Here is a 12,389-nt window from a genome sequence, read left to right as displayed (position 1 = left end):
TTAATCCAGGCACTCGACGGCCATGGCCGTGGCTTCACCGCCGCCGATGCAGATGGCGGCAACGCCGCGCTTGAGGCCCCGCTGGCGCAGCGCCGAAAGCAGGGTCACGAGGATCCGCGCACCGGATGCGCCAATCGGATGCCCCAGAGCGCACGCGCCACCGTGGACGTTGACCTTGTCGTGGGGGATTTCCAGCTTGCTCATGGTCACCAGGCTGACAACGGCAAAGGCCTCGTTGATCTCGAACAGGTCGACGTCACCCAGGCTCCAGCCGGTCTTGCTCATCAGCTTGCGAATCGCCCCCACCGGTGCCACCGGAAACAGCCCCGGCTCATCGGCAAAGGCCGCGTGGCCGTGGATCACTGCCAGGGGCTTGAGCCCGCGCTTTTGCGCTTCGGACTGGCGCATCAAAAGCAAAGCCGCCGCACCGTCGGAGATCGAGCTGGAGTTGGCCGCCGTCACCGTGCCGCCTTCGCGGAACGCCGGCTTCAAGGTGGCGATCTTATCCAGGCGCGCCTTGGGCGGCTGCTCGTCGTCAGTGATGGTCTTTTGTTCCTTGCCCACGGTGACCTGCACCGGGACGATCTCGGCGCTGAAGCGCCCGGCACTGATCGCCTGCTGCGCGCGGGTCAGCGAGGCAATGGCAAAGGCATCCTGGGCTTCGCGAGTAAAGCCATTGGCTTCGGCACAATCCTCGGCAAAGGTGCCCATCAGGCGGCCCTTGTCATAAGCGTCTTCGAGGCCATCGAGGAACATATGGTCCAGGACCCGGCCATGGCCCATGCGGTAGCCGCTGCGCGCACGGTCCAGCAGGTAAGGTGCGTTGGACATGCTCTCCATGCCGCCTGCAATCACCACCTGCACGCTGCCGGCCAGCAGCGAGTCATGGGCGAGAATCGTCGCTTGCATGCCCGAACCGCACATCTTGTTGAGGGTGGTACAACGTGTCGATTTATCCAGGCCGGCCCCCAGCGCTGCCTGGCGTGCCGGCGCCTGACCGAGACCTGCGGGCAGCACGCAACCGAACAGCACTTCATCCACGGCGTCGTGGGCGATACCGGCGCGCTCGACGGCGGCGCGAATCGCGGCGGCGCCCAGTTGCGACGCGGTCAGGCCCTTGAGTTCGCCCTGGAAGCCGCCCATGGGTGTACGTACGGCGCTGACAATAACAATCGGGTCGTGGAGCTGAGTCATGACAAATCCTCCTTACTTGGCCGCCATGCGCAAGGCACCGTCAAGACGGATCACCTCGCCATTGAGCATGCTGTTTTCAATGATGTGCCGGACCAGCGCGGCGTACTCGGCCGGCTTGCCCAGGCGTGGCGGGAACGGCACACCGGCGGCCAGGGCATCGCGAACTTCCGGGGTCATGCCGGCCATCATCGGCGTTTCAAAGATGCCCGGGGCGATGGTCATCACGCGGATGCCGAAGCGCGCCAGTTCACGGGCGGCCGGCAGGGTCAGGCTGGCAATCGCGCCCTTGGACGCCGCATACGCAGCCTGGCCGATCTGCCCGTCGAAGGCCGCCACCGAAGCAGTGTTGATGATCACGCCGCGTTCGCCGTCGGCGTCGGCCGGGGTTTCGGCAATCGCCGCTGCCGCCAGGCGCAGAAGATTGAAACTGCCGACCAGGTTGACGTTGATCACCTGGGCAAAGCTGGCCAACCCATGCGGGCCGTTCTTGCCGAGGATTTTCTCGCCACGCACCACGCCTGCGCAGTTGATCAGCCCATGCAGGCCGCCAAACGCTGCAACCGTTGCTTGTACTGCCGCTTCGGCGGCGGCTTCCTGGCTGATATCCGCCACCACGCTGCGCGCCTGCGAGCCCAGCTTTGCAGCCTGGGCCGCCACGGCGTCGGCGTTCAGGTCCACCAGCATCACCTTGGCGCCCGCCGCCACCAGCATCTGGGCAGTGGCCGCGCCGAGGCCCGAAGCGCCACCGCTGACCATAAATACCTTGTTCTCAATCTGCATCATTGTTTCCTTGAAGAGGGATCAAGCCGTGGTCGCTGCCTGGACCTTGGCGATTTCCTGGTTACGCAAAATAAACCGTTGCAGCTTGCCGCTCGGGGTCTTGGGCAGGTCGCTGACAAATTCGATTTCCCGTGGGTAGGCGTGGGCCGCCAGGCGCTTGCGCACATGCTGGCGCAGTTCCTCGGCCAACTCGGCGTCGGCGCGGTACTGGCTGTTGATCACCACGAAGGCCTTGACCAGTTCGGTGCGCTCGGCGTCCGGCTTGCCGACCACCGCGGCTTCGATCACCGCCGGGTGCTCGACCAAGGCGCTTTCCACATCGAACGGCCCCACGCGGTAGCCGGAAGTGGTGATCACATCGTCACTGCGCCCGACAAAACTGATGCTGCCATCGGGGTTCAACTCCACGGTGTCGCCGCTCAAGTAGTACTTGCCGACGAAGGCCTTGGTCTTGACCCCGTCGTAGCCTTCGAACCAGCACATGGGTGACTGCTCGCGGTCGATGGCGAGGATGCCCGGCTGGCCGGCGGGCAATTCCTGGTGGTTGTCGTCCAGCACCACGATGCGGTGCCCCGGCGAGGCAAAGCCGGCCGAGCCGACATGCACCGGGTGTTCCAGGCCGTGGTGGTTGCACAGGACCATGCCCAGTTCGGTCTGGCCGTAGTGGTCGTGGATAGTCACACCCAGGTTATCGGCAAACCAGCGGATCACTTCCGGGTTCAACGGCTCGCCAGCGCTGCTGACGATGCGCAACCGGCCCTTGATCGAGCGCGCGAACTGCTCGCCACCGGCGATCAGCAGGCGGTAGGCCGTGGGCGAGCCGGTCAGGTTGGTGATCCCGTATTTGTTGATGACCCGGCAGGTGCTTTCCAGGGTGAACGGGCCATCGTAGAAGGTGATCGGATGCCCCATGGACAGCGGCCCGGTCACGCCGAAGTAGATGCCATAGGCCCAGCCCGGATCGGCGACGTTCCAGAACGCATCTTCGGTGCGCAGGTCCACGGCGTCACGGGTGTAGCTCTGGAACGCGACCAGGGCCTTGAGCGGCACGGCCAGGGCCTTCGACGGGCCGGTGGTGCCAGAGGTGAACATCAGCAGGAACGGATCGTCTGCGCCCAGCAACACCGGTTCGCACACATTCGAATAGTTGGGCAACTCGGCCCAGAAACTGAAATCGCCGCGCACAATGCCTTCGCCCTTGGCGCCGGCCACGGTGACGATGGTCGGGCAGTCGGTGACTTCGGCCAGCTTGCTGCGGTTGACCGCGTCGGTCACCACCAGCGCCGCGCCGGAGCTGTTCAAACGGTGTTCGATGGCCTTGGGGCCGAACGCGGTGAACAGCGGCTGGTAGACCGCGCCGATGCGCCAGGTGGCAAGCACCGTCACCAGCAATTCAGCAGTGCGCGGCAACAGGCCGGCCACCTTGTCGCCACGCTTGACGCCCTGGGCCAGGAGGAAGTTGGCCAAACGCGCGGCCTGATCCTGCAACTCGCTGAAGGTGACGGTGGCGCTGCGACCATCCTTGCCCTCCCAGAACAAGGCAATGCGCCCCGGCAGCACGTGCCGGTCACAGCATTCGACGCAGGCATTGAGCCCTTGCAGGTGGCCGGCCAGTGCGGCCTCGACGGTTTGCTGGTAGTTGAACTGGGTGGTCGCAGCCAAATAATCGCGCATCGTGGCAAATCCCTGTGTCTTTTGTTGTTTTGGGGGGCGTGCTTTTGCGGGGTGAAGCTGCGCAAATAGTGGCGCCAGAGCGGCGCATGGACAATGGTCAAAGCTTTCAATGTGGCTGACTGGTTTGGCCAATGGCGCCGTGGAACAAACCGTTGCGTCATAGAGGCCAACAATCAGCCGGTCAACCCAAGCGATTGGACGCCCCGCCCACCAGCTTCTAATCTGAGGGCCTGCGCCACCGAAGAAGCCCCCTCGATGATTGTTCGCCCCAAACCCAACCTGTTCGGCATCCTGTTCTCCCTCAAGGGCTCGATTGCCAAGCGCATTGCCCTGCGCAGCCTGCTGGTCACGCTGCTGGCCTCGGTGATCGTGTTGGTGGAAACCCTGCACCCAGCCTATTTCTCCAAGGTCAACGCCACGCCGTTCACCCTGCTGGGGCTGTCGCTGTCGATCTTCATGAGTTTTCGCAACAACGCCTGCTACGACCGCTGGTGGGAAGGCCGCAAGCAATTGGGGCAGATGGTCATTGAAATCCGCTCGCTGATCCGTGAGAGCCAGGTTTTTACCCTGCCCGGCGAGCGCGAAGGCCTGTTGCGCGGCCTGTGCGGCTTTGCCCACGGCCTGGTGGCGCGCCTGCGCCTGGAAGACGAAGCCAGTGCCATCAAGCCGTGGATCAACGTGGAACCCCGCCACCCGAACCCGCCCGACCGCATCCTGCAAACCCTCGGGGCCCACTGCTCGGACGCCGCGCAACAGGGGCGGATCAGCGACTGGCGCTACACCCAGCTGGAAACCCGCCTGGTCGGCCTGAGCCAGGTACAGGCTGCCTGCGAGCGGATCAAGAGCACGCCGCTGCCCTTCCCCTACACCTTGCTGCTGCACCGCACCATCTATCTGTTCTGCATCCTCCTGCCGTTTGCCATGGCCGAGCCCCTGGGCTGGCTAACGCCGATTTTCACCGCCATTGTCAGCTACACCTTCTTTGGCCTGGATGAGATCGGCGACGATCTCGAAGACCCTTTTGGCTTCGATGAAAACGACCTGCCGTGCAATGCCATCGTGCGTACCCTGGAGCGGGAGATCCTCGCGGCTCTCGGCGAAACCACCCTGCCGGCGCCCCTGGAGCCCGTGGACTACGTGCTGACGTGACACAGGTTTGACACTCGTCGGTGTCTGACCGAAGCTGACCACTTTGCACTAGCTGCCCAGCTTTCGGACGCCTGCATGTCAAAGTCACGCCGTTACGCGATCATCGGCCTGAGCGCCCTGTTGTTTGTCGCACTGATCTTTTGGTATTTCTCCCGCACCCCCAGCGTGTCCGTCCCGCCGGCTGTTGCCCACGGTTACTCCAAGGCCCTGAAACAGGCACATAACGGCGAGCCTGGCGCCGCGCGCGTGTTGTATCAGCAACTGGGCCGGCCGGACCTCTCCGACATCCGCCGCGCCGCCCTGCACGGAGAATTGCACAACTACCCAAGCCCCCAGGCCTTGAAGCTGGCGGACAAGGACCTGAGCCACGAATCCCCCCTGGTGCGCCAGGCGGCCATCGCCAGCATCGTCGGCCTGGTGCCCAGCGGCCAGCGCACCCTGTTGCTCGGCCCATTGCTCGATGATGACGAACAAAGCGTACGGTTTGCCGCCGCCAATGCCCTGCTGGGCCTGTCGCCCGACACCCTGGGCCTGTACTTCGGCCCCTTGCAGCTGGTGCTGGATGAATATGTGAAGTACCTCAAGACCCAGCCTGAAAGCCCCGAAGGCTGGATCCAGCTGGCACGCCTGTACATTCACAGCGCCCTGCTGCCCGAGGCGCAACATGCGCTGGAACAGGCATTGCGCCTGGATCCGCAGAACCTGCCGGCAGTGGTCGCGCGCATCGAGCTGCTGGACAGACAGGGCAAGGTCGATGACTCGCGCCAGGTGCTCGCCACCCAGTTGCAAGCCCACCCCGAGTCAGCCTACCTGCAACATGCCCTGGGCATGTGGCTGCTGCACCATGGCGAGCGCGAGTACGCGCTGCTGGGCCTGTCCAAGGCGGTGGAGCTGGAACCCGACAACCAGGATTACCGCTACGACCTGGCCACCACCCTGCACGACCAGGAGGAACTGGAAGCCGCCCAGCGCCAGTTGGAAGAAATCGTCCAGCGCCACCCGGCCAACCGCAAGGCGCGGGTGCTGTTGATCAACTATTGGAAAGAAAGCGGCCAGTTGCAGAACGTGCAGGTGCTGTTGGCCCAGCTGGAGCAGCAAAACCCGGACGATCCGGCCCTGCAACAAGGCCTGTGACGCGCGCCAGGCATTGAAATCTGTGGACTGCCTTGCACAAAAACAAGAAAACGTTGAACCGCCCCACAGCCCAACGGTCAAGTGAATATGGCGCGCCTTGACCGGCGCGCCCCTCAACTTATACGTGACCCGAGGGCACTTCTTGTCTACATCCAAAGAGCTGTTCACAGCAAAGGCGGCCACCGGCATCGAAGGTCTTGATGACATTCTTGCCGGGGGGCTATCGCGTAGCCATCTGTTCCTGCTCGAAGGTGAGCCCGGCACCGGCAAGACCACCGTGGCCCTGCAGTTTCTCCAGGCCGGCGCCAAGGCCGGGGAACGATCGCTGTATATCACCCTGTCGGAAACCGAGCGCGAGCTGCGCCAGGGCGCCAAGTCCCACGGCTGGGACCTGGATGAGCACATCCATATCTTTGAACTGACCCCACCTGAAAGCCTGCTCAATGCCGAGCATCAGCAAAGCCTGCTGTACTCCTCCGACCTTGAGCTGGGCGAGGCCACCCGGCAGATCTTCGAGGTGGTAGAACGGGTCAAGCCCACCCGCGTGGTGATCGACAGCCTCTCGGAAATCCGCCTGCTGGCCCAAAGCTCGTTGCGCTATCGAAGGCAGATCCTGGCGATCAAGCACTACTTTGTGCGCTACGAAGCGACCGTGCTGCTGCTGGACGACCTGACCACCGAATCCCTGGATAAAACCGTACACAGCGTGGCCCACGGAGTGATCCGCCTGGAAGAACTGACCCCCAACTACGGCGCGGAACGACGCCGGGTACGGGTGGTGAAGTACCGTGGCCAGAAGTACCGGGGGGGCTTTCACGACTTCACCATTATGGAAGATGGCGTGCATGTGTTCCCCCGCCTGGTGGCGGCCGAGCACCGCAGCGGTTACAGCCGTCAGACCCTGACCAGCGGCATTCGCGAGATGGATGCGCTGCTCGGCGGCGGGATCGAGACCGGCTCCAGCACCCTGATCCTCGGCCCTGCCGGTACCGGCAAATCCTTGATCTCGATGATCTTCGCTGCCGCAGCAGTGGCCCGTGGCGAAAAGGCCGCGCTGTTTATCTTCGATGAAGAGCTGGGCCTGCTGTTCGACCGCATGAAAAACATGGGCATTGACCTGGCCGCCCTGCAAGCCACCGGCAACCTGCTGATCGAGCAGGTGGATGCCGCCGAGCTGTCGCCCGGCGAGTTTTCCCACCGGGTGCGGCGTTGCGTGGATGAGCGCCAGATCAAGACCGTGGTCATCGACAGCATCAACGGTTACCAGGCAGCGATGCCTGAGGAAAACGCCCTGGTGCTGCACATGCACGAGCTGTTGCTGTACCTCAACCGCCGTGGCGCAGCGACCTTCATGACCGTGGCCCAGCACGGCCTGGTCGGCGACATGCAAGCGCCGGTGGATATCACCTACCTGGCAGACACGGTGATCCTGTTGCGCTACTTCGAAGCACTGGGCAAGGTACGACGGGCAATTTCCATCATCAAGAAACGCACCGGCAGCCATGAATCGACCATCCGCGAATACCGCATCGCCAGCCGTGGCATGACCATCGGCGAACCCCTCGAAGCCTTCCAGGGCGTGCTGCGCGGAGTGCCCACCTACATGGGTGCCGGCAAGCCGCTGCTCAAGGATGAGAGCTTGTGAGTAGCCTGCCGGCCGTTTCCGAGCGCGCGATCATTCTCGCGCCCTTGGGACGGGACAGCTCGCTGGCGCTGATGATGCTCAACGAGGCAGGTTTCAGCGGTATCGCCGCCCCCAACCTGCCCATGCTCTGCGACGAACTGGAACAGGGCGCGGGCCTGCTGATCATCGCCGCCGAAGCCTTGCACGGGGTCGGGCTGGAACCGCTGCTGGACTATCTGCACCAGCAGCCAGCCTGGTCGGACCTGCCCATCGTCCTGATGACCCACCATGGCGGCACCGAACAGAACGCCTCATCCCACTTGAGCGCCAGGCTGGGCAACATCACCTTGCTGGAGCGGCCGTTTCACCCGGTGACGCTGATCAGCCTGGTGACCACCGCCCTGCGCGGGCGCCGACGGCAATACGAAGCCCGCGACCGCCTGATCGACCTGAGCCAGAGCGAACTGCGCCTGCAACGCACTCTCGAAACCCTCGAACAGCAAGTCGAAGAACGCACTGCGCAACTGCGCAGTAACGAAGAAGCCTTGCGCCAGTCACAAAAAATGGAAGCCGTGGGCCAGTTGACCGGCGGTATCGCCCACGACTTCAACAACATGCTTACCGGGATTATCGGCAGCCTCGAACTGCTGCGCCGGCGCCTGGCCCGGGGCCGCCTGGACGACCTCGACAGCCTGATCGACCTGGGCGTGACCTCGGCCAACCGCGCCGCCGGCCTGACCCACCGCCTGCTGGCGTTTTCCCGCCGCCAGTCGCTGGACTCCAAGCCGGTGGAGATCAACCAGTTGGTGACGTCCATGGGCGAATTGCTGCAACGCAGCCTCAACGAAAGCATCGTGCTGGAGATGCAATTGAGCGGGCAGCTGTGGACCGCCGAAGCCGACCCCAATCAGCTGGAAAGCGCCCTGCTCAACCTGGCGCTCAATGCCCGCGACGCCATGCCTGACGGCGGTCGACTGGTGGTCGAAACGCGCAATCGCCACCTCGATAACGTGTTCACCGCCGCCTACGGCACCCTGACCCCGGGCGACTACGTGGAGCTGAACGTCAGCGACACCGGCTGCGGCATGCCGGAAAACGTGATCAGCCGCGCCTTCGACCCGTTCTTCACCACCAAACCCATCGGCCAGGGCACCGGCCTGGGCCTGTCGATGATCTACGGGTTCGCCCGCCAGTCCCGTGGCCATGTGATCATCCACAGTGAGGTCGGCAAAGGCACCACGGTGAGCCTGTTCCTGCCCAGGTTTGTCGGTGAAGTCACTGCCGATTCCCCGCAGGACCCGGCATTGCTGCCGTTTGCCAACGCCGGCGAGTGTGTGCTGATTGTCGAGGATGACCCGGCGGTACGGGTGTTGGTGAGCCAGGTACTGAGTGAGCTGGGCTATGCCTTTGTCGAGGCGGGAGATGCCGACAGTGCGCTACCGATTATCGAATCCAGCCAGCGCATTGACCTGATGATCAGCGATGTGGGCTTGCCGGGCATGAACGGCCGCCAATTGGCGGAGATCGGCCGGCAGATCCGTCCGGACCTGAGGGTGTTGTTCATTACCGGCTATGCCGAGCACGCGGCGGTGCGCGGCGGGTTCCTGGACCCGGGCATGCAGTTGATCACCAAGCCCTTTACCTTCGACCTGTTGACGGCGAAGGTGCGGGAGATGATTCAGGCCTGACATGCGGGGGCATTTGCAAAAAACGCTCCCGCGTCGCTGCACGGTCAGGACCTGCCAGCACGCGCCTGAAGCTTCAGGCCAGCAGCCGCTGGATATGCTCATGCAGCGTATCCAGATCAAACGGCTTGGCCAGGATCGGCGCGTTACGGGTGATCGGGCTGTTGCAGTCGAGGATCTCCTGCGGGTAACCGCTGATAAAGATCACCTTCAATTCCGGCCGCAGCTTGATCGCAGGCTCAGCGATCTGCACCCCGGAAATCCCGCCAGGCAGTCGATAGTCAGTCACCATCAGGTCCAGGTGCGGCTTGGAAGCGAGGATTTCGAAAGCCTGCTCGCCGTCGATGGCCTTGAGAACCCGGTACCCAAGGCCCGCGAGGTACTCGCCCAGCACGAACATGATCGACTCGTCATCCTCGACGATCAGTACAACATCTTGCGCATCTTCACTCATGGGAAGCCTTTGTCCGGTCAATTGCTGCTGATACGACCATAGGGTCACGCAGAGGTTGCGTCGGGGTGACGATTGATTTCACGCCCCGGCCCCCAGGGGCAGGCACACACGGAACAATGCGCCCTCTCCTATCTGGCTCTCGACTTCAATCGTGCCGCCGTGGGCCGCAACGATCTGTTCGGAGATAAACAGCCCAAGGCCAAGCCCGGCCACCGCATGGTTGGCCGATACGCGCTCGAACTGCTGGAAAATCCGCTTCTGGTTGTCTTCGCTGATACCGATCCCGCGGTCCCGGACTTCCACCCTGGCCTCGCCATGTTCGGCATACACCCTTACCGCCACCGGGCTCTTGGCGCCGTAGCGCAGGGCGTTGGTCAACAGGTTGGACACCACCTGCTCGATGCGAAACTCATCCCACTTGCCCTCCACCGGCTGCGGCGCATCCAGTTGCACCGACGACTCGGCCGCCGCCACTTGCGGGGCAAAGTTCTCCAGCAGGTTACGCACCAACTGCGCCAGGTCGAACTGCCCCGGGCGGATCGACAGCTTGCCGGTGCGGATCCGCGACACATCGAGCATGTCTTCGATCAAGCGGATCAGGCTCTGGATCTGCCGTTCATCGCGATCGACCATGGCGTGCATCTTGTCCAGGGTAAAGGCAGCGGCGTTGTCCCGAGCCAGGTGCATCTTGCGCAACTGGGTCTCCAGGATCAGGCCGTTGAGGGGCGTACGCACCTCATGGGCGACGATGGACATGAAGTCATCGCGCATGCGCACCGCCTGCTCCAGCTCGGCCTGGGTCGCCTGCAGGCGGTTGAGCAACAACTCCTGCTCGCGCCGGCTTTGCTCCAGGGCTTCGACCTGCTGCTTCATGGCCTTGCTCTGGCGGTGCAGGTCGACGAATACATTGACCTTGCTCTTGACCGCGTGGATGTCCAGGGGCTTGTGCAGGAAATCCACCGCGCCACTCTCGTAGCCCTTGAAGGCGTAATTGAGCTCACGACCGGCGGCACTTACAAACACGATGGGAATGTTCTTGGTCTTTTCGGTGCCACGCATCATCTCGGCCAGTTCGAAGCCGTTCATGCCGGGCATCTGCACGTCGAGAATAGCCATGGCGAACTCATGCTCGAGCAGCAGCGACAAGGCTTCGTCCGCGCTCAATGCCTTGTAGACCTGGCGGTCCTCGCGCTTGATCAGTGCCTCAAGGGCCAGCAGGTTTTCCGGCAGATCGTCGACGATCAGCAGTTTGGCCTGGATAGTACTTAACATGGGGAAGATTCCAGGGAAGCCAGCAAAGCGCCAATCCGGCTCAAGGTAAGAATTTGGTCAGGTGCATGCAATGCCAGTGCCGCCTTGGGCATCACCGCCACCCGGGCCTCGGCAGGGTCCTGGACCACGGTGGTGCCGCCACGCAGCTTGACGTGGGCCAGGCCACGCGCGCCGTCCTGGTTGGCGCCGGTCAAAAGGATCGCCAGCAGATGCGGGCCATAGGCATCGGCGGCCGACTCGAACAGATAGTCAATGGCCGGGCGCGAGTGATGCACGCGCTCTTCCTGGCTCAAGGACAGGCTGCGGTCCTGCTCCACCGACAGGTGGTAGCCGGGGCCGGCAAAATACAGGGTGCCGGGCTGGATCATCTCCTTGTCCCGCGCCTCCACCACATGCATTGCCACGCGCCGGTCAAACACCTCGGCCAACTGGCTGCGCCGCTCATCCGGCAGGTGCAGTACGGCAATGATCGGCAGGTCGAACCCAGGCGCCAAGGCCCCGAAAATACTCAGCAACGCCTCGACCCCACCGGCGGATGCGCCAACGACAATGGCTTGGACACCCGACACACGGGCCGGGCTGGCAGTTGCTTGGTTCATGATTTGCGGTAGATCCGTTCTTGCTTGACCAAGGGTTCGAATTGCTTGCTGTAGGCGGAGAAATCCAGGGTTTCCTTACTGCCCAGCACCAGGAAGCCGCGATGACACAGCGACTCATGAAACAACCCAAACGCCCGATCCTGCAATTTTTTATTGAAATAAATCAGTACGTTACGACATGAAATTAATTGAGTTTCCGAAAATACGCTATCGGTCGCCAGGCTGTGGTCGGCGAACGTTACGTTCTCGCGCAGGGTCTTGTCGAAGATCGCGTAATCGTAGGCTGCCGTGTAGTAGTCGGCAAACGAACGCTGCCCTCCGGCCTGCTGGTAGTTGTGGGTGTAGGCACGCACGTTTTCCAGGGAAAAGATCCCCTGCTTGGCCTTCTCCAGCGAAGTGGGGTTGATATCGGTGGCGTAAATGATAGTGCGTTCCAGCAAGCCTTCCTCGCGCAGCAGGATGGCCATCGAATACACCTCCTCCCCGGTGCTGCAGCCGGCGATCCAGATCTTGATCGACGGGTAGGTCTTGAGCAGCGGCACCACTTCCTGGCGAATCGCCAAAAAGTGCGATGGGTCGCGAAACATCTCGCTGACCGGGATGGTCAGGAACTGCAGCAACTGCATGAACGCCGTGGGATCGTGTAGCACCCGCTCCTGCAAGGCCGAGATGGTCTTGCAGTCGAACTGGCGCAAGGCGTGGGCCACACGGCGCTTGACCGAAGCCCCGGAATAGTCGCGAAAGTCATAGCTGTACTTGAGGTAAATCGCCTCGATCAGCAAGCGCAGTTCAATATCAGTACTTCGATCCACTTAGTGTATTTC

General features: G+C 62.8%; 11 protein-coding genes. 4 read left to right on the top strand and 7 right to left on the bottom strand.

The window, feature by feature from the left end:
* From AC19YY_RS20500 to AC19YY_RS20490, 3 genes are read right to left on the bottom strand one after another with little or no spacing between them, the layout of a single operon-like run.
* A complete protein-coding gene (locus AC19YY_RS20500; protein ID WP_500604757.1) occupies positions 1-1,194 on the bottom strand; it encodes an acetyl-CoA C-acyltransferase in 1,194 nt (397 codons plus the stop codon).
* A 12-nt stretch (positions 1,195-1,206) separates the two neighbouring features.
* Positions 1,207-1,974, bottom strand: a complete 768-nt coding sequence (locus tag AC19YY_RS20495; RefSeq protein ID WP_500604756.1) for an SDR family NAD(P)-dependent oxidoreductase — start codon at positions 1,972-1,974, stop codon at positions 1,207-1,209.
* A gap of 21 nt (positions 1,975-1,995) precedes the next feature.
* On the bottom strand, positions 1,996-3,648 hold the full coding sequence (locus AC19YY_RS20490; protein WP_500604755.1) for an AMP-binding protein: 1,653 nt from the start codon (positions 3,646-3,648) through the stop codon (positions 1,996-1,998).
* A 255-nt stretch (positions 3,649-3,903) separates the two neighbouring features.
* Between AC19YY_RS20490 and AC19YY_RS20485 the strand changes: the two genes are divergently transcribed.
* From AC19YY_RS20485 to AC19YY_RS20470, 4 genes are all read left to right on the top strand, one after another.
* Positions 3,904-4,797 (top strand): bestrophin family protein, encoded by an 894-nt coding sequence (locus AC19YY_RS20485; RefSeq protein ID WP_170041497.1) that lies wholly within the window; start codon positions 3,904-3,906, stop codon positions 4,795-4,797.
* Positions 4,798-4,872: 75 nt separating this feature from the next.
* The gene (locus AC19YY_RS20480) at positions 4,873-5,931 is read left to right on the top strand and encodes a tetratricopeptide repeat protein (protein WP_169952487.1); all 1,059 of its coding nucleotides are present in this window, start codon (positions 4,873-4,875) and stop codon (positions 5,929-5,931) included.
* 142 nt (positions 5,932-6,073) lie between these two features.
* Positions 6,074-7,576, top strand: a complete 1,503-nt coding sequence (locus tag AC19YY_RS20475) for an ATPase domain-containing protein (RefSeq protein ID WP_169952490.1) — start codon at positions 6,074-6,076, stop codon at positions 7,574-7,576.
* On the top strand, positions 7,573-9,243 hold the full coding sequence (locus AC19YY_RS20470) for a response regulator (protein WP_169952493.1): 1,671 nt from the start codon (positions 7,573-7,575) through the stop codon (positions 9,241-9,243). Before AC19YY_RS20475 ends, AC19YY_RS20470 begins: the two co-directional genes overlap by 4 nt.
* A 73-nt stretch (positions 9,244-9,316) precedes the next feature.
* Here the strand turns inward: AC19YY_RS20470 and AC19YY_RS20465 are convergent, their stop codons facing one another.
* From AC19YY_RS20465 to AC19YY_RS20450, 4 genes are all read right to left on the bottom strand, one after another.
* Positions 9,317-9,694 (bottom strand): response regulator, encoded by a 378-nt coding sequence (locus tag AC19YY_RS20465; protein ID WP_029290496.1) that lies wholly within the window; start codon positions 9,692-9,694, stop codon positions 9,317-9,319.
* Between the two features lie 78 nt (positions 9,695-9,772).
* Complete coding sequence (locus tag AC19YY_RS20460; protein ID WP_169952496.1) at positions 9,773-10,966, bottom strand: hybrid sensor histidine kinase/response regulator; 1,194 nt, start codon at positions 10,964-10,966, stop codon at positions 9,773-9,775.
* Positions 10,960-11,565 carry a chemotaxis protein CheB gene (locus tag AC19YY_RS20455; protein ID WP_169952498.1) on the bottom strand — a complete coding sequence of 202 codons (606 nt, stop codon included), beginning with the start codon at positions 11,563-11,565 and terminating at the stop codon, positions 10,960-10,962. Before AC19YY_RS20455 ends, AC19YY_RS20460 begins: the two co-directional genes overlap by 7 nt.
* Positions 11,562-12,377 carry a CheR family methyltransferase gene (locus AC19YY_RS20450; RefSeq protein ID WP_170057407.1) on the bottom strand — a complete coding sequence of 272 codons (816 nt, stop codon included), beginning with the start codon at positions 12,375-12,377 and terminating at the stop codon, positions 11,562-11,564. The genes AC19YY_RS20455 and AC19YY_RS20450 overlap by 4 nt, the downstream gene beginning before the upstream one ends.
* Between the last annotated feature and the right edge of the window lie 12 nt (positions 12,378-12,389).

The sequence above is a fragment of the Pseudomonas sp. MF09156 genome (assembly GCF_059862305.1).
This window is presented reverse-complemented; position numbering and strand designations above follow the sequence as displayed.